This is a genomic window from Streptomyces collinus Tu 365, from assembly GCF_000444875.1.
GTDB lineage: Bacteria > Actinomycetota > Actinomycetes > Streptomycetales > Streptomycetaceae > Streptomyces > Streptomyces collinus_A.
Genome location: NC_021985.1, coordinates 2,622,609 through 2,643,402 on the forward strand (window position 1 = coordinate 2,622,609; position 20,794 = coordinate 2,643,402).

At 74.3% G+C, this 20,794-nt stretch carries 16 protein-coding genes; 7 read left to right on the forward strand and 9 right to left on the reverse strand.

What is annotated here, in order from left to right:
- Positions 1-325: 325 nt before the first annotated feature.
- Positions 326-1,732 (forward strand): hypothetical protein, encoded by a 1,407-nt coding sequence (locus B446_RS11255; RefSeq protein ID WP_043475336.1) that lies wholly within the window; start codon positions 326-328, stop codon positions 1,730-1,732.
- Between the two features lie 100 nt (positions 1,733-1,832).
- On the opposite strand, the gene erpA is transcribed toward B446_RS11255, so the two are convergent.
- Entirely contained in the window at positions 1,833-2,189 is a 357-nt protein-coding gene (erpA, locus tag B446_RS11260) for an iron-sulfur cluster insertion protein ErpA (RefSeq protein ID WP_020939558.1), read from the reverse strand.
- Positions 2,190-2,462: 273 nt separating this feature from the next.
- Here erpA and nadA point away from each other — a divergent pair, with 273 nt between their 5' ends.
- The gene (gene nadA, locus B446_RS11265; protein WP_020939559.1) at positions 2,463-3,647 is read left to right on the forward strand and encodes a quinolinate synthase NadA; all 1,185 of its coding nucleotides are present in this window, start codon (positions 2,463-2,465) and stop codon (positions 3,645-3,647) included.
- A 39-nt stretch (positions 3,648-3,686) separates the two neighbouring features.
- Here the strand turns inward: nadA and B446_RS36975 are convergent, their stop codons facing one another.
- From B446_RS36975 to B446_RS11300, 6 genes are all read right to left on the reverse strand, one after another.
- On the reverse strand, positions 3,687-6,383 hold the full coding sequence (locus B446_RS36975; protein WP_020939560.1) for a protein kinase domain-containing protein: 2,697 nt from the start codon (positions 6,381-6,383) through the stop codon (positions 3,687-3,689).
- A gap of 84 nt (positions 6,384-6,467) precedes the next feature.
- Positions 6,468-9,596 (reverse strand): efflux RND transporter permease subunit, encoded by a 3,129-nt coding sequence (locus B446_RS11280; RefSeq protein WP_020939561.1) that lies wholly within the window; start codon positions 9,594-9,596, stop codon positions 6,468-6,470.
- Between the two features lie 160 nt (positions 9,597-9,756).
- On the reverse strand, positions 9,757-10,437 hold the full coding sequence (locus B446_RS11285; protein WP_020939562.1) for a response regulator: 681 nt from the start codon (positions 10,435-10,437) through the stop codon (positions 9,757-9,759).
- The gene (locus B446_RS11290; RefSeq protein ID WP_020939563.1) at positions 10,434-11,654 is read right to left on the reverse strand and encodes a sensor histidine kinase; all 1,221 of its coding nucleotides are present in this window, start codon (positions 11,652-11,654) and stop codon (positions 10,434-10,436) included. Before B446_RS11290 ends, B446_RS11285 begins: the two co-directional genes overlap by 4 nt.
- 496 nt (positions 11,655-12,150) lie before the next feature.
- On the reverse strand, positions 12,151-12,429 hold the full coding sequence (pspAA, locus tag B446_RS11295) for a PspA-associated protein PspAA (RefSeq protein ID WP_020939564.1): 279 nt from the start codon (positions 12,427-12,429) through the stop codon (positions 12,151-12,153).
- 34 nt (positions 12,430-12,463) lie between these two features.
- Complete coding sequence (locus B446_RS11300; protein ID WP_078614684.1) at positions 12,464-13,255, reverse strand: PspA/IM30 family protein; 792 nt, start codon at positions 13,253-13,255, stop codon at positions 12,464-12,466.
- 290 nt (positions 13,256-13,545) lie between these two features.
- On the opposite strand from B446_RS11300, the gene B446_RS11305 reads away from it, so the two are divergent.
- Both B446_RS11305 and B446_RS11310 read left to right on the forward strand, forming a co-directional pair.
- Positions 13,546-14,172 (forward strand): DUF3043 domain-containing protein, encoded by a 627-nt coding sequence (locus B446_RS11305; RefSeq protein WP_193384444.1) that lies wholly within the window; start codon positions 13,546-13,548, stop codon positions 14,170-14,172.
- Between the two features lie 83 nt (positions 14,173-14,255).
- Positions 14,256-14,957 (forward strand): class I SAM-dependent methyltransferase, encoded by a 702-nt coding sequence (locus tag B446_RS11310; protein ID WP_020939567.1) that lies wholly within the window; start codon positions 14,256-14,258, stop codon positions 14,955-14,957.
- A gap of 102 nt (positions 14,958-15,059) precedes the next feature.
- On the opposite strand, the gene B446_RS11315 is transcribed toward B446_RS11310, so the two are convergent.
- On the reverse strand, positions 15,060-15,272 hold the full coding sequence (locus B446_RS11315) for a hypothetical protein (RefSeq protein WP_020939568.1): 213 nt from the start codon (positions 15,270-15,272) through the stop codon (positions 15,060-15,062).
- Between the two features lie 81 nt (positions 15,273-15,353).
- On the opposite strand from B446_RS11315, the gene B446_RS11320 reads away from it, so the two are divergent.
- Entirely contained in the window at positions 15,354-16,556 is a 1,203-nt protein-coding gene (locus tag B446_RS11320) for a bifunctional adenosylcobinamide kinase/adenosylcobinamide-phosphate guanylyltransferase (RefSeq protein WP_020939569.1), read from the forward strand.
- A 64-nt stretch (positions 16,557-16,620) separates the two neighbouring features.
- On the opposite strand, the gene B446_RS11325 is transcribed toward B446_RS11320, so the two are convergent.
- Complete coding sequence (locus B446_RS11325) at positions 16,621-17,655, reverse strand: class I SAM-dependent methyltransferase (RefSeq protein ID WP_020939570.1); 1,035 nt, start codon at positions 17,653-17,655, stop codon at positions 16,621-16,623.
- A 132-nt stretch (positions 17,656-17,787) separates the two neighbouring features.
- Here B446_RS11325 and cobT point away from each other — a divergent pair, with 132 nt between their 5' ends.
- Together cobT and B446_RS11335 are read left to right on the forward strand one after the other, a co-directional pair.
- Entirely contained in the window at positions 17,788-18,924 is a 1,137-nt protein-coding gene (gene cobT / locus B446_RS11330; RefSeq protein WP_020939571.1) for a nicotinate-nucleotide--dimethylbenzimidazole phosphoribosyltransferase, read from the forward strand.
- An 85-nt stretch (positions 18,925-19,009) separates the two neighbouring features.
- Complete coding sequence (locus tag B446_RS11335; protein ID WP_043475342.1) at positions 19,010-20,788, forward strand: phosphatidylglycerol lysyltransferase domain-containing protein; 1,779 nt, start codon at positions 19,010-19,012, stop codon at positions 20,786-20,788.
- Positions 20,789-20,794: the final 6 nt, after the last annotated feature.

The following is a 20,794-nucleotide window of genomic DNA, read 5'->3' on the forward strand; positions in this document are numbered from 1 at the left end:
GGCCTCCGACGCCCCCGAACCCCCGGTGACGTCCACCGGGGCTCCCGAGGGAACCTCCCCCGAGACGCCTGAGCCCGGTGCGGCCGGCCGGGCCACTGAGGCTGCGAAGACGTCCGAGGCTGCGGAGACGTCCGAGGCCGCCGGGCCGGTCGAGACTGCAAGGACTTCAGCGGCCTCCGGGACACCCGAGGTCGGTGCGGCGGCTCCCGGAGTCGCTGACGCACCGGACGTCACCGCGGTCCGCCCGGTGCCGGAGGGTGCCGGGGACGGTGGTGCGGGGCGTGGGGCGTCGTCGCGGCGGCGGTCGCGCGCCGTCGTTCTCTCCGTGGCCGCTGCCGTGCTGGTGGTCGGGGGCGGGGGGGCCTACCTCGCCACGGGGCATGCCGCGGACGGCCGGGCGGGCGCCGGTGCCACTCCCCCGCCGCTGGTCCTGGACGGCTCGGCGGGCGGCGGCTCGGGCGGCGAGATCGCGCCGGGCGAGCCGGACCCGTACGGCGTGACCTACGTGGCCGCCGGCAAGCTGCCCGACGGCCCGGGCTCGGCACCCGTGTACGTCCCCAGGGGCGGGGTCGGCAAGGACCGGGTGGCCCGGCTGGCCGCGGCCCTCGGCATGGACGGCACGCCGGTCGCCGACGCCGGCGGCTGGCGGGTCGGGGGCGCGGACGGCTCCGGGCCGACGCTCCGGGTGAACCGGGACGCGGCGGGCAGCTGGACCTACAGCCGCTGGGCGCCCGGCACCGACAACTGCCGGAAGGTCACCGTCTGCGCGCAGGACCCGGCGGACCCGGCCGGCGACCCGGTGAGCGCGGCGGCGGCGCGGCGGACGGCCGCACCCGTGCTGAAGGCGCTGGGCGAGGACGACGCGAAGATCGACGCCGGCCGGGTCCTGGGAGCCCGCCGGGTGGTCGACGCCGATCCGGTGGTCGGCGGGCTGCCCACGTACGGCTGGACGACGGGACTGATCGTCGACGAGCACGGCGTGCTGGTCGGCGGACACGGGATGCTGGCGACACCGGCCGAGGGCGACACGTACCCCGTGCTGGACGCGCGCCGGACCCTGGCGCTGATGAACGCGGCGCACACGGGCGGCGGCCACCGGATGGGCATCGGCGGCTGCGCCACCCCCGTCCCGCTGAAGGACCGGCTGGAGCAGCCGTGCTCCGGCTCCGGCTCCGGCTCCGGCTCCGGCTCCGGCTCGGGGACGGCGGGGAAGTCCGACGCGCTCCCCGTGCGCAAGGCCGTCTTCGGGCTGGCCGCGCAGTCCGTCGCCGGGCGGCAGGCGCTGGTCCCGTCCTGGCTGTTCGAGGTGCGGGGGCCGGCGGAACGGGGCACCTTCACGGTGACGTACCCGGCGGTGGACCCCGCCTTCGTGAAGTCACCGTCGTCCGCGCGGCCGTCGGCGCCGTCGGCGCCGTCCACCGGGCCGTCCTCGGCTCCCCGCAGGCACGACGTGCGGGCCGACGGCTACACGGCCGACGGCCGTGAGCTGACGGTGAGCTTCTCGGGCGGGGTGTGCACCGCCTACTCGGCCTCGGCGAAGGAGAGCGCGGGCCGGGTGACGGTGTCCGTGACCGGGCGGGACCGGCCCGGCCGGGTGTGCGTCGCCATGGCCCGGCAGTACGTCAGGACCGTGCGGCTGGACGCGCCGCTCGGCGCCCGCGAGGTGACCGGCGCCGACGGTGCGCCGGTCCCGAGGACGAAGCCGGGCGCGCTGCGGCCGCAGGCCGGTTAGGCCGTGTCCGCGAAGTCCCTGAACGGGTCCCGGAACGCACGCAGGCGACGGTCCCCTCGTCGGAGGGGGCCGTCGCCTCGCGTGTCAGCGGGTGGCCGGCTCAGCTGAAGGAGTCGCCGCAGGCGCAGGAACCGGTCGCGTTCGGGTTGTCGATCGTGAAGCCCTGCTTCTCGATGGTGTCCACGAAGTCGACGGTGGCGCCGCCCAGGTACGGAGCGCTCATGCGGTCGGTGACGACCTTGACCCCGCCGAAGTCCTTCACCACGTCGCCGTCGAGCGAGCGCTCGTCGAAGAAGAGCTGGTAGCGCAGGCCGGAGCAGCCGCCGGGCTGGACGGCGACGCGCAGGGCGAGGTCGTCGCGGCCTTCCTGGTCGAGCAGGGCCTTGACCTTCGACGCGGCGGCGTCGGTCAGGACGATGCCGTCGGTGACGGTGGTGGTCTCGTCCGATACGGACATCTACATCTCTCCCGGGTTGTACGGAGACTGCTTGCCGACGAGTGCAACCGGCGTTTCCGCGGATTCATTCCGGGCCGGGCGCTCGGGTGGTCGCCTTTTCACTTCTCTCTTCATGCTCGCACATGCCCGATGCGGCGGACAGCGGCTCATGGGGCGACCCGGCGACCGCGGGCGGGATTCACGTCACATGGACGCTATCGCCGTCGTCAAAGTGACGTGAAGGGGATATGATAGATAGCGTCAGTTAGACGAAAAGTAGAAAGGGTGCGTGTCGTGACCACCGCCCAGACCCCGGAGCTCGACGTACAGCCGTCTCCGCTCGCCCTGCTGCTGCTCGGCCGTGAGGCCGACCCGAAGAGCGAGCGGGGCGTGGAGTGCCCCGGCGACCTGCCCTCGCCGTCCGACCCCGACCTGGTGATGCGCGCCCGCGCGGCCAAGGAGAAGCTCGGCGACAAGGTCTTCGTGCTCGGCCACCACTACCAGCGCGACGAGGTCATCCAGTTCGCCGACGTCACGGGCGACTCCTTCAAGCTGGCCCGGGACGCGGCCGCGCGCCCGGGGGCCGAGTACATCGTCTTCTGCGGTGTGCACTTCATGGCCGAGTCGGCGGACATCCTGACGTCCGACGACCAGAAGGTCGTGCTGCCGGACCTGGCCGCCGGCTGCTCGATGGCCGACATGGCCACCGCCGAGCAGGTCGCCGAGTGCTGGGACGTGCTGACGGAGGCGGGTGTCGCCGGGCAGGTGGTGCCGGTGTCCTACATGAACTCCTCGGCGGACATCAAGGCCTTCACCGGCAAGCACGGCGGCCTGATCTGCACCTCGTCGAACGCGAAGCGCGCCCTCGACTGGGCCTTCGAGCAGGGTGAGAAGGTCCTGTTCCTGCCCGACCAGCACCTCGGCCGCAACACCGCCGTCCGGGACATGGGGATGTCCCTGGACGACTGCGTGGTCTACAACCCGCACAAGCCGAACGGCGGGCTGACCAACGAGGAGCTGCGCGCCGCGAAGATGATCCTGTGGCGCGGCCACTGCTCGGTGCACGGCCGCTTCAGCCTCGACTCCGTCAACGACGTGCGCGAGCGCATCCCGGGCGTGAACGTCCTGGTCCACCCCGAGTGCAGGCACGAGGTCGTGGCCGCCGCCGACTACGTCGGCTCCACCGAGTACATCATCAAGGCCCTGGAAGCGGCCCCGGCCGGCTCCAAGTGGGCCATCGGCACCGAGCTGAACCTGGTCCGCAGGCTGGCGAACCGTTTCGCTCCCGAGGGCAAGGAGATCGTCTTCCTCGACCGGACGGTCTGCTTCTGCTCGACGATGAACCGCATCGACCTGCCCCACCTGGTCTGGGCCCTGGAGTCGCTGGCCGAGGGCAACCTGGTCAACCGCATCGAGGTCGACAAGGAGACCGAGGCGTTCGCCAAGCTCGCCCTGGAGCGGATGCTCGCGCTGCCGTAGCCGTACCCGTCGGGCGGGCACCGGCGTCGGCGTGCGAGGTCACGCCGGCGCCGGTTTCCGTCCGGGGCGGGCCGGATCCAGCGAGAAGAGGGTGCCGTCGGGGGTCGTCACCACCAGGGCGCCGCCGTTCACGAGCAGTTCCGGCGAGTCGTAGTCGCCGCCGACCACAGTGGCGGCCCGCGGATAGGACTCCCACAGCCTGTGTCCCGTGCGGGCGTCGAGGGCCGCGACCCGGCCGCTCGCGCTGGCCAGGAACACGCTGTCGCGCCCGTCCGCGACCGGCGCGGCCGGCCGTTCCAGGGTCGTCGCGGTCCGCCACACCCGTCCGCCGGTCAGCGGCGAGACGGCGGTCGTCAGCCCGTCCGAGGCGGCCAGACAGAGCACCCCGTGCGCCATCGCCGCCCGCCCCCGGTACGCCCCGGCCAGCGCGTGGGTCTCGCGGGTCCCGGTGCGCGGATCGATCACCTCGACCCCGGTGTACGGGTTGTCCCGCGCGGTCGGGTCGCCGGACCGGCGGGCCGCGTAGACCAGCCGTCCGTCCAGGGTTCCGGCGTAGTCCGCGGTCAGCGACGGCGCGGCCGGGAGCGGGCGCGCGGAGCCGTCCGCGGGATCGAGGGCGGTCAGCCGCCGCCGGGCGCCGGACGGGGTGTGGTAGCCGGTGCAGTCGGCGTACACCCGGCCGCCCGCGCCGTGGAAGTCGCAGTGGTGTCCGGCCGGCACGGACGTCGTCCAGCGCGCGGAGCCGTCGCGTGGGGAACGGGCGGTCACGGTCAGGCCGTCGGGAACGAGGACCAGGCCGCCCACGAGCGTCACGGCGGCGTTTCCCTCGCCGGTCGGACGGGACCACAGCCGCCGTCCGTCCGCGGCGGCGAACGCGGTGACGGTGGTCGTCGTGTCGTTGCCCGCCGTGTTCAGGACGCTCTCGCGGACGAGCACGGCACCCTCGCGCACCCCGACGACCGCGCTGCCGTAGTGGTCGAGCGGGGTCCCCGGCGGCTGGGCGCCGGCCCGCCAGATCGTGCGGCCGGTGACCGCGTCGACGCGGATCGGCAGGGTGGTGTCGCCTGCGCAGTACACCGCTCCCCCGCTCAGCGCGCAGGACGGCTGCCCGCCGTGGCCGGGGCCGTCCGCCGGTGCCGAGGAGCGTTTCACGCCGTGGGCGGCGACCGCGTACACCGTCGTCCGCCAGGGCCGCCAGCCCGCCGGGAGGGCACCCCAGCGGGTGGCCGTGGCACCGGGCGCGGGGGCGGCCCCGGGCCTCTCCCCGGCCTGGAACGGCCCGAACAGGTAGGCGGTGAGCGCGGCGACCAGTACACCGGCCATCCCGACGGCGAGCGGCACCCGCGGGCGGCGCGTCCGGGAGACGGGGGCGTCGCCCGCCGCATCGGGCACCGGGGCGGCCTCCGCGACCCCCGGGTCCGCGGCGGCAGGGGCCCGGTACGGGACGGAGGCGGACGGGGCCGCCCTCGGGGGCCGCGTCGGGTCCGGGTCCGGGAGACGAGTCGGCTCCAGGTCCGCCATCGGGGACCGGGTCGGGCCCGGCGCCGGGAGCCGGGTCGGCTCCGGGTCCGCCGCCGGGAGCCGGGTCGGTTCCACGTCCACCGCCGGAGGCCAGGTCGGCTCCGGATCCGCCGCCGGGAGCCCGGTCGGGTCCGGGTCCGCCGCCGGAGACCAGGTCGGCTCCGAATCCGCCGCCGGGAGCCCGGTCGGGTCCGGGTCCGCCGCCGGAGGCCAGGTCGACGCCGAATCCGCCGCCGGGAGCCCGGTCGGGTCCGGGTCCGCCGCCGGAGGCCAGGTCGGCTCCGAATCCGCCGCCGGGAGCCCGGTCGGGTCCGGGTCCGCCGCCGGAGGCCAGGTCGACGCCGGGGGCCGGGTCGGGTCGGGGTCCGCGCGGCGGTGCGGGACGGTGGGCGGTTCCGTGGCGGCCGGCTCGGGCAGGGCGGCGGCGAACTCGGCGGCCAGGGCGTCGAGTCCGGGTCGCTCCGCGGCCCCCTTGGCCAGGCAGCGGGACAGGACCGCGCGCAGCGGCCCGGGGACCGCCGTCAGGTCGGGCTCCTCGCTCATGACCCGGTACGCCGTCAGATAGGGGCTGTCCGTGTCGAAGGGGCCGCGTCCGGTCGCCGCGAACACCACCAGCGCGGCGAGGGAGAAGACGTCGGAGGCGGGACCCACCGAGCGGGCGTCCGCGAGCTGCTCGGGGGACATGAACGGCGGGGTGCCCATCATGTGCCCGGTCTCGGTCAGCGCCTGGTTCTCCGCCGCGCGCGAGACGCCGAAGTCGATGACCCGGGGGCCGTCCTCGGCCATCAGGACGTTGGCGGGCTTGAGGTCGCGGTGCACGACCCCGGCCCGGTGGATGTCGCGCAGGGCCTCCACCAGGCCGAGGACGAGCCGGCGCAGTTCGGCGCCGGCCAGCGGTCCGTCGTCCCGCACGCGGGCGGAGAGCGGGCGTCCGGGTACGTACTGGGTGGCCATCCAGGGCCGGGGCGCCTCCGGGTCCGCGTCCACGACCGGCGCGGTGAAGGCGCCGCTCACCTTGCGGACGGCGGCGATCTCCTGGCGGAAGCGGACGCGGAAGACGGGGTCCTCGGCGTACTGGGCGTGGACCACCTTGACGGCGACCTCGCGGCCCGATCCGGCCCTCGCCCGGTAGACGACCCCCATCCCGCCGGCCCCCAGCCGGTCGACGATCCGGTATCCACCGAGCGACCCGGGATCGCCCTCGTGCAGTGCCACCGCCCCGTTCCCCCTCCCCCGCAAGAGCAGTTCCGGATCACAGGATAGGAAAGCCCTGCGCGGGAGGGGACGCCGGTCGGGGGGTCAGACCCCCGCGGGCTCCGGCTCGTCCGAGGCGGCCCCGGCCTGGGACGGCGCCTGGGGCGGCAGGCCCTTCTTCGCCGCCCGCTTCTTCGCGCGCCGCTCCTTGCGGAGTTCGAGCATCGCGTAGAGCGTCGGGACCAGCAGCAGGGTCAGCAGGGTCGAGCTGATCAGGCCGCCGATCACGACCACCGCCAGCGGCTGGGCGATGAAGCCGCCCTCGCCGGTGACCCCGAGGGCCATCGGGAGCAGGGCGAAGACGGTCGCCAGCGCCGTCATGAGGATGGGCCGCAGCCGGTGCCGGCCGCCTTCCACCACGGCCTCGACGACGCCGTGGCCCTGACCGCGGTACTGGTTGATCAGGTCGATCAGCACGATCGCGTTGGTGACCACGATGCCGATCAGCATCAGCATGCCGATCATCGCCGGGACGCCCATCGGGGTGCCGGTGACGACCAGGAGGCCGATCGCGCCCGTGGCCGCGAACGGGATGGAGACCAGCAGGATCAGCGGCTGGACCAGCGAGCGGAACGTCGCGACCAGCAGCATGAACACGATGGCGATCGCCGCCAGCATGGCCAGGCCGAGGTTCTTGAACGCGCTGTCCTGGTCCGAGGAGACACCGCCGATCTTGGCCTCGGCGCCCGCGGGCAGCTTCAGGGCCTTGATCCGCGTCTGGAGCTGGGCGCTGACCGCGCCGGTGTTGTCACCGGTCGGCCGGGCCGTGACCGTCGCCGCGCGCCGGCCGTCGATACGGGTCATGGACACCGGGCCGTCGACCACCTCGACGGTGGCGATGTCGCCGAGCCTGACCGGGCCGAGGCGCAGGTTCCTGAGCTGGGCCAGGGTGGTGGCGGGCTTCGCGGAGGTGATGACGACGTCGCGCTCGGTGTCGTCGAGGAGCGCCTTCGCCGCCGTCGTACCGCGCACGGCCTGGGCCACCGCGGCGCCCAGCTTCTGGTCGTCGAACCCGGCGGCGGCCGCCTTGGCGTTCGCCTTCACCGAGATGCGCGGCACGCTCTGGGCGAGGTCGCTGGTGACGTCCGTGACGTGGTCGAGGCCGGCCACGGTGGAGCGCACCCGGTCGGAGGCCTCGCGCAGCACCCGCGGGTCGGACGCCTTGACCACGACGCTGAGGTCCTGGCTGCCGAAGCCGTCACCGGCGGACACGGTGGTGGTGCCGGTGCCGTCGAGCTTCTTCAGGCCGTCCTCGATGTGCTTCTGCACGTCCTCGTAGGAGGCCGTGTCCTTCAGCATGACCTGGTACGACGCCTGGTTGGTGTCGGTGCCGCCGCCGAAGGCCGCCATGAAGCCGGAGGAGCCGACGGTGACCTGGTAGTCCTTCACGCCCTCGGTGGAGGCGAGCAGCTTCTCGACCTTGCGGGCCTGGACGTCCGTGGCCGCGAGGCCGGTGCCGGGCTTCAGCTTCTGCTTGACGGTGAGGACTTCCTGCCGGCCCTGGTCGAAGAAGTTGGTCTTCAGCAGTCCGGACATGCCGAACGTGACGACCAGGACCACGATCGCGATCAGCACGCTGGTGAGGCGGCGGCGCGTCGCGAACCGCAGGACGGGCACGTAGAGGCGCTGGAGCCGGCTGTTGGCCTCCTTCTCCTCGGCCCTGCGGCGGGCCTCCTCGGCGTCCTCGGGGGTGCCCTTGGGGGCGCGCAGGAACCAGTACGACAGGACCGGCACGACCGTCAGGGACACGACGAGGGAGGCCAGCAGGGCCGCCGTCACCGTGATGCTGAACGAGCCGAACAGGGCGCCCACCATGCCGCCGACCAGGCCGATCGGCAGGAACACGGCGACGGTGGTGAGGGTGGAGGAGGTGACCGCGCCGGCGACCTCGCGCACCGCGCCGAGGATCGCCTCCTTGCGCTCCTCGCCGTAGCCCAGGTGCCGCTTGATGTTCTCCAGGACCACGATCGAGTCGTCCACGACCCGGCCGATCGCGATGGTGAGCGCGCCGAGCGTGAGCATGTTCAGGGAGAGGCCGCGGGTCCACAGCACGAGGAGCGCGAGGACGACCGACAGCGGGATGGAGACGGCCGTGACCAGGGTCGAGCGGACCGAGGCCAGGAAGACCAGGATGACCAGGACCGCGAAGAGCAGGCCGAGCGTGCCCTCGGTGGTCAGGCCCTTGATGGACTTGGACACCGCCGGGCCCTGGTCGCTGACGACCGTGAGCCGCGCGCCGGAGCCGAGGTCCTCGCGCAGGGCGGGCAGCTTGTCCTTGACCGCCTCGGAGATGGAGACGGCGCTGCCGTCGTGGTCCATCGTCACGGCGACGGCGAGGCTGGGCCGGCCGTCGGTGCGGGTGAGGGAGTCGGCCGGGGCCGGCTGCTCCTTCACGGTGGCGACGGAGCCGAGGCGCACGGGCTTCCTGCCGGCCTCGCCGGTGACCATCAGGTTCCGGATCTGGCCCAGCGAGGTGAAGCCGCCGCCGACCTGGACGGTGCGGTTGGCGCCGTCCTCGTCGAAGGAGCCGGCCGGGACGGTGGCGCCGCCGGCCTGGAGGGCCTGGCCGAGGGCGGCGGGGGTGAGGCCCGCCCGGGCCAGCTTCGCGTCGTCCGGGGTGACGGCGACCCGCAGGTCGCGCACGCCGGTGACCTGGACGCGGCCGACGCCGTCGATGTCCTTCAGGGCCGGGACGACGGTCGTGTCGAGCTGGTCGGCGAGTGCTTGCTGGTCCTTGTCGGAGGTGACGGCGAGGACCACGGTCGGCATGTCGTCCGTGGAGCCGGCGACGACCTGCGGGTCGACGCCGTCCGGGAGCCGGTTGCGGGCCCGGTTGACGGCCTGCTGGACGTCGGCGACGAGCCGCTTGGTGTCGTTGCCGTAGTCGAAGGACGCCATGATCAGGGCATTGCCCTCGCCGGCGGTGGAGGTGACACCGGTGATGCCGTCGACGCCCTGGAGGTTGTCCTCGATGGGCTCGACGACCTGCTTCTCCACGACGTCGGGGGCGGCGCCCTGGTACGGGGCGACGACCGAGACCATGGGCAGTTCGATGGTCGGCAGGAGCTGCTGCTTGATCTGGGGTATCGCGATCAGCCCGAAGGCGAGCGCGATGAGGGACACGAGCCCGACGAGGGCCCGCTGCGCGAGGCTGAATCTCGACAGCCAGGACATGGATCAGGTTCTCTCTTCTGTGAGCGGCAGAAGTGGCGGGAGGGACACGGGGGGAGCGCCCACCCCACCACCCTAAGCCATGCCTGAGGGCCGATGTGTAGGTCCCAGGTCCCGTTCCGTGCCGCGGCCCTACTCCGCGCGCAGTACGCGCGGGTGGAGGTCAGTCCGTCCTCGGACGTACCAGTCCCGACTCGTAGGCGATGACGACGAGCTGGGCCCGGTCCCGGGCGCCGAGCTTGGCCATGGCCCGGTTGACGTGCGTCTTCACCGTGAGGGGGCTGACTTCGAGGCGTTCGGCGATCTCGTCGTTGGAGTGTCCGCCGGCCACCTGGACCAGCACCTCGCGCTCGCGGCCGGTGAGCGCGTCGAGGCGGTCGGAGCGGGCCGGGTCCCGGCCGTCGTCACCGTCGCCCTGGGCGAGGAAGCGGGCGATCAGGCCCTTGGTGGCCACCGGGGAGAGCAGCGCGTCGCCGCCCGCGGCGACCCGGATGGCGTTCAGCAGTTCCTCGGGCTCGCTGCCCTTGCCGAGGAAGCCGGAGGCGCCCGCGCGCAGGGCCTGTACGACGTAGTCGTCCACCTCGAAGGTGGTCAGGATCACCACGCGGACCCGGGCCAGGGAGGGGTCGGCACTGATCAGGCGGGTGGCCGCGAGGCCGTCGGTGCCGGGCATCCGGATGTCCATGAGGACCACGTCGGCGCCGCTCTCCTGGGCCAGCAGGACCGCCTCGGCACCGTCGGAGGCCTCCCCGACCACTTCCATGTCCGGCTCGGAGTCGACCAGCACCCGGAACGCGCTGCGCAGCAGTGCCTGGTCGTCGGCGAGCAGGACGCGGATGGTCATGCGGGCTCCCCCGGTGCCGTCGTGCGGGTCTTGACCGGCAGGATCGCATGGACGCGGAAACCGCCGCCGTAGCGGGGTCCGGTGGTCAGGGTGCCGCCCAGCGCGGTGACCCGCTCCCGCATGCCGAGCAGGCCGTGCCCGCCGCCCGCCCCGGACTCGCCGCCTGCGCCCGTGCCGTCGTCCAGGACGGTGACCTCGATGTGCGGTCCGACGCGTACGACGCTGACCTCGGCCTTGGCTCCGGTGCCCGCGTGCTTGCGGACGTTGGTCAGGGCCTCCTGCACGATCCGGTAGGCGGCCAGGTCGACGGCGGCCGGCAGCGCGGTGCCGTGGTCGGCGCGGGCCACCTCGACCGGGAGCCCGGCACTGCGGAAGGTGTCCGCCAGCTCCTCCAGGCGGCTGAGGCCGGGGGCGGGCTCGGTGGGGGCCTCGGGGTCGCCGGACTGCCTCAGCAGGCCGACGGTGGCGCGCAGCTCGTTGAGCGCGGAGCGGCTGGCCTCGCGCACATGGGCGAGGGCCTCCTTGGCCTGGTCGGGCCGCCGGTCCATGACGTGGGCCGCGACTCCGGCCTGGACGTTGACCAGGGCGATGTGGTGGGCGACGACGTCGTGCAGGTCGCGGGCGATGCGCAGCCGCTCCTCGGCGACCCGGCGGCGGGCCTCCTCCTCGCGGGTGCGCTCGGCCCGTTCGGCGCGCTCGCGCATGGCCCGGACGACCGCGCGGCGGCTGCGCACGGCGTCGCCGGCGGTGGCGCCGATCCCGGTCCAGGCGAGGACGCCCAGGTTCTCCTGGGCGTACCAGGGCAGCGGTCCGGCCAGCATGGCGGCGGCGGTCAGCACGGTCATGGTGAGCAGGCCGACGCGCCAGGTGGTGGTGCGGTCGGTGGTGGAGGCGACGGTGTAGAGGGCGATCACGGCGGACATGGCGACCGGGGCGCGCGGATCGCCGGTGACGGACTCGATCACGGAGACGGCGCCGGTGACGGCCAGGACCGTCATGGGCGCGCGGCGGCGGAAGACGAGCGCGGCGGCGCCGACGGTCATCAGGATCAGGCCGAAGGGGGCCGGGCTGCGTACGCCCCAGGTGACCCCGTTCGGCCCGCGGGGCACCACGAAGGACCCGGCCACCATGCACACGAGCACGCCCGCCGCGATGGCCGCGTCCAGCGCGAGGGGGTGCGCCTTGAGGCCGCACCGGGCGCGTTCGAGAGTGCTCACCCGCTGAACAGTACGGCGCCGGACGAGCCGCCGGAACAGACCGGGGCACACCTCACCCGGGCCGGCCGGGGGCCGGGTTCCGGCACGGCCCGGTCCCGCGGGACCCGGTCTCGCAGGGCCCGCTCACACCGGGCCGACGGACGGGCGAGCGGTCGCGGGCCTGGCCCCGGGGTAGGGGGCTCGGCCCGGGATAGGGGGCTCGGCCCGGGGTGCGGGTTCAGCCGGGGGGCGCGAGCTCAGCTGGGAGGGCGCGGGCCCGGCCCGGGGGCGCGAGCTCAGTCGCGGGTCGCAGGCTCAGCTGGGAGGGCGCAGACCCGGCCCGGGGTAGGGGCTCGGCCCAGGGGCGCGGGCTCGGCCCAGGGGCGCGGGCTCGGCCCAGGGGCGCGGGCCCGGCCCAAGGGGCATGGGACCCGCCCGGAAGCGTGGGCCCAGCCCGGGGAACGGGCCCCCAGGGCGCGTGGGCCCAGCCCGGGGGACGGGCCCCCAGGGCGTGGGGTCAGCCCGGGATCAGGCCGTCGTCGCCGAGCAGTTCCCGGACCTCCTCCAGCGTCGCCTCGTCGGCCGGGAGGATCAGTTCCGAGGGTTCGAGGGCGTCGTCCGGCAGCGGGGTGCCGAGCCGGCGGACGGCGTCGAGGAGCGTGGAGAGCGTGCGGCGGAAGCCCGCCTCGTCGCCGCTCTCCACTTCCCTCAGCAGATCGTCGTCCAGCTCGTTCAGCTCGGTGAAGTGGACGTCGTCCAGCTTCACCTGGCCCTCCCCCATGATCCGTACGATCACGTCGGCCTCCTCGGCTCGGGTCCCGGGGCCCCGGTCACTGCTTGTCGAAGCGCGGGGTGTCCTGCGGCTGCTGCTGGGACTGTCCCTGCCCGGTGCCGCCCTCGATCGCCTGCTGCGAGGAGCCGCCGGCCAGTTCCGCCTTCATGCGCTGCAGTTCCAGCTCCACATCCGTACCACCGGAGAGCCGGTCCAGCTCGGCCTGGATGTCGTCCTTGGCCATGCCGGAGGGGTCGTCGAGGGCGCCGGAGGCGAGCAGCTCGTCGATGGCGCCGGCCCGGGCCTGGAGCTGGGCGGTCTTGTCCTCGGCGCGCTGGATGGCGAGCCCGACGTCGCCCATCTCCTCGGAGATGCCGGAGAACGCCTCGCCGATGCGGGTCTGGGCCTGGGCGGCGGTGTAGGTGGCCTTGATGGTCTCCTTCTTCGTCCGGAAGGCGTCCACCTTGGCCTGCAGGCGCTGGGCCGCGAGGGTGAGCTTCTCCTCCTCGCCCTGCAGGGTCGTGTGCTGCGTCTCCAGGTCGGTGACCTGCTGCTGGAGGGCGGCGCGCCGGGAGAGCGCCTCGCGGGCGAGGTCCTCGCGGCCGAGCGCGAGGGCCTTGCGGCCCTGGTCCTCCAGCTTGGAGGACTGCTGCTGCAACTGGTTGAGCTGGAGTTCCAGGCGCTTGCGGGAGGTCGCGACGTCGGCGACGCCCCGGCGCACCTTCTGCAGCAGCTCCAGCTGCTTCTGATACGAGTAATCGAGGGTCTCGCGCGGGTCCTCGGCCCGGTCAAGGGCCTTGTTCGCCTTCGCGCGGAAGATCATCCCCATACGCTTCATGACACCGCTCATGGGCTTCGCGCGCCCCCTTCTGACGGACTCCAGCTCACAGATCCTGCGACAGAACCCACAGTACGGGCCCTGACTCCATTACCGCACCGTTCGGGGACCGATGCGCTCATCCCCAAGGACGACTGCGGACGGTATCGCTCCGGCGTGAGGAGTAGGTGGGACCCGGGTGGGCTCCCCCGCCCCTCCCCGTGTTCCCCCCGACGACGGCCGGGTGAAGCGTCTGCAACGTCCCCTCTGTCCCCCTACAGACGTCCGGTGTTGCCGGATCGTTCCCCGGTCGGCTGGGGTCCATGCCGGTGGAGCCCGTACCCTTGGGTTTTGTGTTCCGTAGCCGTGCCAAGGAAGAGAAGGCCCCCGCCGACAAGGCGCCGGTGAACTTCTCCAAGCAGACCCGTGACCCGCAGGCCCCCAAGGGCAGGCCCACGCCCAAGCGCAGTGAGGCCCAGTCCCAGCGCCGCAGCGTCGCCAACACGCCGACGACGCGCAAGGACGCCGCCAAGCGTCAGCGCGAGGACCGCCGCCAGGCGCTCGACCGGCAGCGCCAGGCCCTGGCCGGCGGCGACGAGCGGTACCTGCCGGCCCGGGACAAGGGCCCGGTCCGCAAGTTCGCCCGTGACTGGGTGGACTCCCGGTTCAACGTGGCGGAGTTCTTCCTGCCCATGGCCGTGGTGATCCTGGTCCTCAGCATCGTGCGGGTCCCCACCATCCAGGCCATCGCGCTGTGGCTGTGGCTCGTGGTGATCGTGCTGATCGTGCTCGACGCGATCGTCAGCGGCTTCCGCCTGAAGAAGCGGCTGGCCGAGCGGTTCCCGGACCAGAACCGGCGCGGTGCCGTCGCCTACGGTCTGATGCGCTCGCTCCAGATGCGCCGGCTCCGGCTGCCGAAGCCGCAGGTCAAGCGCGGAGAGCGGCCCTGAGCGCTGACGCTTTCACCGGGGGTGCGGCCGACGCCTGGCTGAGCAGGCTGGGCGGGCTGCGCGATGTCGTACGGCAGGAGCTGGTGGCCCGGCAGCTCGACGAGCAGATAGCCGGGCGGTTCCCGGTCGGGCAGCGGCTGCGGGTGCTCGACGTGGGGATGGGCCAGGGCACGCAGGCCCTGCGGCTGGCCCGGCTCGGTCACCAGGTGACCGGTGTGGAGCAGGACGCGACGATGATCGACGTCGCGCGCGAGGCGCTCGCCGGGGAGCCCGAGGGCATCCGTGAGCGGGTCCGGCTGGTGCAGGGCGACGGGCGGGACACCGGCGTGCACTTCCTGCCGGGCAGTTTCGACGTGGTGCTGTGCCACGGCGTCCTGATGTACGTGGAGGAGCCCGACCCGCTGGTGGCGGGGCTGGCCCGGATGCTCGCGCCGGGCGGCCTGCTCTCGCTGCTCGTGCGCAACGGCGACGCGCTCGCGATGCGGCCGGGCCTGTCCGGCGACTGGGCGGGCGCGCTGGCCGCCTTCGACACCACCGCCTACCGCAACCGGCTGGGCCTGGACGTCAGGGCCGACCGGCTGGCGGCGCTGACCGCCACCCTCGCCGGCATCGCCGCCCCGCTGCACGCCTGGTACGGGGTGCGGGTCTTCACCGACACGGCGGCGGACGACGCGCAGCTCCCGGACGACCTCCAGGCCCTGCTCGCGGCCGAGGAGCGGGCCGGCCGGACGGACCCCTACCGGGGGACGGCGGCGCTGCTGCACCTGTGCGGCGTACGCGGCTGAGCCCCTGACGGGCGGCACGCGTTTCCCTCGGCGGGCGGTGCGCGGTGAGGAGGGACGGCTCGGCGGACCCTCCTCACCCCCGTGGGGACACCCCCGTAAGAGTTACGCGGCGTCGGCGTGCAGGCTCATCGGGCCGTAGATCTCGGTGCTCTCCTCGAACAGCCGTACCTGGTCGGCGCCGCCCTCGGCCAGTTCCTTCCAGTGCTCGCCGATCCAGGACTCGGCGTCGCCCTGGGTGGTGAACTCCTCCGGCTGCACCGCGGGCTGGACCTCCGTCCCGTCGGCCTTCTCGAACCGCCACGTCCATGCCGTCATGTGGGCCTCCTTGTGATCCAACACCTGCTGGCAGCCTAGCCGGAAGCGCAAGACGTGCTGCGACAGGTGAAAATCGGTTCCGTGGAAGTGACTCTGCTCGGTACCGGTACCCCCGCGGGGCTGCCCCGCCCCGACTGTCCCTGCGCGGTCTGCGCGACCGCCCTCGGACCGGACGCGCGGGCGGCGACCGCGCTGCTGGTGGACGGCACCCTGCTGCTCGACCTGACGCCGGGGGCGGCCTTCGCCGCCGCCCGGTCGGGCCGTTCGCTGGGCGGGGTGCGCCAGGTGCTGCTGTCGCACCCGCACCACGGCCCCGCGGTGGAGGTGCCGGCCGGGCTGCCGCAGCCCGCCCGGGTGCCCGAAGGGCGGGAGTTGGCGCTGCTGACGGGGCATCGGGTGCGGGCCGTGGCGATGGACGCGGGCGGCACCGGGTACGCGGTGACGGGGCCCGACGGGCAGCGGCTGCTGTACCTGCCGCCGGGCGGGGCGCCGGCCGGCCTGGAGGCGGCGACGGCGGAGTCGTACCAGTTGGTCCTCGCCGACGTGGTGGGCCGCCCGGACGCGCTGGCCCGGCTGCGCTCGGCCGGGGCGGTCGGGCCGGCCACGGACGTCGTCGCCGTCCACCTCGACCACGACGTGCCGCAGGGCGCGGAGTTGCGGCGCAGGCTCGCTGCGGCCGGGGCGCGGGCGGTGCCGGACGGCACGACGCTGGTGGTCGGGGCGTACGAGGAGGTGCCGGACGTGCCGCGCCGCACGCTGGTGCTCGGCGGGGCGCGCTCGGGCAAGTCGGTGGAGGCGGAGCGGCGTCTGGAGGCGTTCCCGGACGTGCGGTACGTCGCGACCGGCGGGGCGCGCGGCGGGGACACCGAGTGGGCGGCGCGGGTGGCCACGCACCGGGAGCGGCGGCCGGGTTCGTGGCGTACGACGGAGACGACCGACCTGGAGCCGCTGCTGGGCGAGGACGGGCCGCCGCTGCTGATCGACTGTCTGTCGCTGTGGCTGACGGACGCCATGGACGCGGTCGGGGCGTGGGACGACGCGGAGTGGGCCGGGGGCGGGGAGAAGGCGCTGCGCGAGCGGGTGCGGGAGCTGACCACCGCGGTGCGGGCGACCCGGCGGACGGTGGTGGCCGTGTCCAACGAGGTGGGCTCGGGCATCGTGCCGGCCACGGCCTCCGGCCGCCGCTACCGGGACGAACTCGGGCGCCTGAACGCGGCGTTCGCGGGCGAGTGCGAGCAGGTGCTGCTGGTGGTGGCGGGCCAGGCACTGGTCCTGCGGGGCTGACCGGCGGCCCCGCGCCGCACCCCGCACCCCGCACCCCGCCGGACGCTCAGCGCGCCCGGGAGGTTCACGGCACCGCCTGCCGTGCGGCCGGTGGCGTCGGCGTGGGGCCGGGGGCGGGTCCGGCGCCCTTGCGGGCCACGACCCGGTAGGCGTTGGAGAAGGGGGTGCGGCGCAGCAGGGGTGCCAGGGTGTGGTCGGCGATGGCGGCCACGTCCAGCACCGGGGCCGCCAGCGCGCGCAGGAACGGGTGGACGGTGGCGAGCGCCAGGGCGACGGCCGCCGCCAGGTCGTAGGGGACGTGCGGTGCCCGCCGGTCGGTGACGAGGACCGCGCAGCCCTGGGACTCCAGTTCCGCGCGGAGGTTGGCCAGGGGCACCAGGTGGAGGTGGCGTGGCTGGCCGTAGGGCAGCCACCACTTGCCCAGGAGGGTGGCGAACACGCAGCGGGGGTCCGGGAGTTCGACGACGAGGTGGCCGCCGGGCCGCAGGACGGCCAGCGCGGCGCGGAGTTCGGCGCGGGGGTCGGGGGCGTGGGCCAGGTGGTCGAACATGCTGACCACGTCGTAGCGGGAGCGCAGCCGGGCCGCCGTGCCCGGGGTGGTGAGATAGCCGCGGTGGGCCTCCTCGACCCGCCCCTCCAGCAGGGCCTGCTCCACCCGGGCCGTCGGGTCGAGGCCGTCGAAGCTGGTGTAGGGGAAGAACTCCCGGGCGGCCTCGGGGAAGTGGGCGTGGCCCGTGCCGACGTCCAGCCAGCTCTCCGGTTCGGGCAGCGCCGAGAGCTTGTGGGCGGTGGCCCGGTGGCGGCGGTGGGCCGCCTGGGCGGAGACGACGCGCGCGGCGAACTCCTCCAGGTGCCTCTCGTAGAAGTCCCGGTGGTAGAAGGCGAGTCCCTCGGCCGTGAGCCGGGGGTTCTGGAAGGTGTGGCCGCAGTCGGAACAGGCGTCGAGGACGAAGGTGCCCGGGCGGTGCCGCAGCGGGTCGGGGGCGCGCAGCCGGGTCCGCAGCCGGGGGGAGCCGCACCAGGGGCAGTCGGTGCGGCGGGGCTCCTGGAACGGGTCGGTGGCTTCGGTGACCCGCGGGGTGAGGGGCAAGGGCTGCATGGCGGCTCCCTAAGCGACATTCCGCTGCAAACCGGAACGTAGGGGATACCGATCTTGGGTGCAACGACGTCGTGATCCTGAGGTGCCGGTGTGGCGCCGGTGCGTTCGTTCGCTGGCGGTACTGTTCGGCGAATGAGCAGCCTTGAACTCGACGACTTCACCGATCTGATCGAGCGCCCGGACGGGGGCGTGCGCCGGGACGCCGAGGCCCGCCGGGAGCGCCGGATCGTGCCGCCCGGGTCGCTCGGGCGCCTGGACGAGCTGGGCGAGTGGCTGGCCGCCGCGCAGGGTGCCGTACCGGTGCGACCGGTCGAACGGCCGCGGGTGGTCCTGTTCGCCGGTGACCACGGCATCGCCGGGGCCGGTGTCTCCGCGCGGCCCGCGGGCGGCGCGGAGGCGCTGGTGCGGGCGGTGCTGGAGGGCGCGAGCCCGGTGGCCGTGCTGGCGCGCCGCCTCGACGTACCGGTGCGGGTGGTGGACCTGGCCGTGGACTGCCCGCCGGAGGCGTTCCCGGCGGAGGTCGTGCGGCACCGGGTGCGGCGCGGCAGCGGCCGTATCGACGTCGAGGACGCGCTCACCGAGGACGAGGCCGAGGCCGCGTTCCGGGCGGGCGTGGCGGTCGCGGACGAGGAGGCCGACTCGGGCACGGACCTGGTGGTGCTCGGTGATGTGAGCGTGGGCGGGACCACGGCCGCCGCGGTGCTGGTGGCCGCGCTGTGCGGGACCGACGCCTCGGTGGTGACCGGACGGGGCGGGCTGCCCATCGACGACCTGGCGTGGATGCGCAAGTGCGCGGCGATCCGGGACGCACTGCGCCGGGCGCGGCCGGTGCTCGGGGACCAGTTGCAGTTGCTCGCGACCGTGGGCGGCGCCGATCTCGCCGCGATGACCGGGTTCCTGCTGCAGTGCGCGGTCCGGAAGCTGCCGGTGATCCTGGACGGGGTGGTGGCGGCCGCGTGCGCGCTGGTCGCCCAGCGGGTCGCCTTCCGGGCGCCGGACTGGTGGCTGGCCGGGCACGACAGCGGGGAGCCGGGGCAGGCCAAGGCGCTGGACCGGATGGCCCTCGAGCCGCTGCTGGAGCAGGGCGTGAGGGTCGGTGAGGGGGTGGGCGCGCTGCTGGCGCTGCCCCTGGTGCGCAGCGCGGCCGCGCTGGCCGCCGAACTGCCCGAGCGACTGGACGAGCAGGCCGGCAAGGACGAGCAGGCCGGCGAGGACGACGGGCCCGGGGCGGAACACACGCAGGAGACGGGGGACGCGGCCGGCGAGTAGGCCGGCCCGGCCGAACCGGAGTACGCACACCACGGGAGCCGGAAAAGAATGGTTCGCCGGGGCGGCCCCCATATGATCCTTCACCATGGGAGATGCCCGAATTGCGATGGAACAGCGAGCCGAGCCGGCGCGGCGGTCCAACGGGGTCTCCCGCCGGGCCGCCGCGTTCGCCGTCTGGTACCTGCGGGCCGTCGCCTTCGTCAACTTCCTGAGCGCGGTGTGGGTGTCGCTGGGGCAGGACGTGCGCCGGCACAACCAGGAGAACTACTTCACGCCGTACCTGCTCACGGCCGGTTTCGCCTCGGGGGTGTTCACCGCCTTCCTGGCGATCACCATGCGCCGGCGCAAGCGGGCCGCCTGGATCCTGAACCTGGTGCTGAGCGGTTCGTTCCTGACCCTGTTCGCCTTCGCCATGGCGTTCCCGGAGATCCGGCGGAACGCGCAGAACTGGGTGTCCCTGGCGCTGACGGCCGCCTTCGTGGGGGCCCTGCTGACCGGGCGCCGGGAGTTCTACGCCAAGGGCGACCGGTCCAACCCGCGGCTGGCCGCCACCGTGGCCGCCGTCGGCGGGCTCGCCGCCTCGCTGCTCGCCGGGCTGCTGATCACGGTCACCAACCAGGCGCCGGACGCGGCCCGTTCGACGTTCGCCGAGCGCTGGCACTACGGCACGCTGCGGCTGGTGTCGGTGGCCGCCGAGGAGTCCCGGTTCCCCGGCATCGACCCGCCCAACTGGGCCAACGTGGCGGTCAACGTCCTCAGCACGGCCCTCGTCCTCGCCGTCCTCTACGCCGCGTTCCGCTCCCGGCGCGCCGTCGACCCGCTCACCGAGGACGACGAGAAGGGGTTGCGGGCGCTGCTGGAGCGGCACGGGGAGCGCGACTCGCTCGGCTACTTCGCGCTGCGCCGGGAGAAGAGCGTGGTGTGGTCGCCGACCGGCAAGGCCGCGGTCGTCTACCGGGTGGTCGGCGGGGTGAGCCTCGCCTCCGGCGATCCGCTCGGTGACCCGGAGGCCTGGCCGGGGGCGATCGCGCCCTGGCTGGCCGAGGCGCGGGCGCACGGGTGGATCCCGGCGGTGATGGGGGCCGGCGAGGAGGCCGGGACGGTGTACGCGCGGCACGGCCTCGACGCGCTGGAACTCGGGGACGAGGCGATCGTCGAGGTGGCCGAGTTCACCCTGGAGGGACGGGCCATGCGGACCGTCCGGCAGGCCTGCAACCGGGTCAGGAGGGCCGGCTACCACGTGCGGGTCCGGCGGCACGAGGACATCCCGGCGGACGAGATGGCGTCCCTCGTCGAGCGCGCGGACGACTGGCGGGACGGGGCGACCGAGCGCGGGTTCAGCATGGCGCTCGGGCGGCTCGCCGACCCCGGTGACGGCCGGTGCGTGATGCTGGAGTGCACGGACGCCGAGGGCGAACTGCGCGCCCTGCTCTCGTTCGTGCCGTGGGGTCCGCACGGGCTGTCCCTCGACCTCATGCGCCGGGACCGGGACTGCGACAACGGCCTGATGGAGTTCATGGTCATCGAACTGCTGCGGCGGGCCGGGGAGATCGGGATCACCCAGGTCTCGCTGAACTTCGCGATGTTCCGCTCGGTCTTCGAGCGCGGCGCGCGGCTCGGCGCCGGGCCGGTGCTGAGGCTGTGGCGGTCGCTGCTCAGCTTCTTCTCGCGGTGGTGGCAGATCGAGTCGCTGTACCGGGCCAACGCCAAGTACCGCCCCATCTGGGAGCCCCGGTTCCTGCTCTTCGAGAAGAGCGCGGACCTGCTGCGCATCGGCCTGGCGTCGGCCCGCGCCGAGGGGTTCCTGGAGGCGCCGGGGCTGCCCAAGTGGCTGCACCGCCGGCACCTGGACACGCACCGGTGAGGGCCG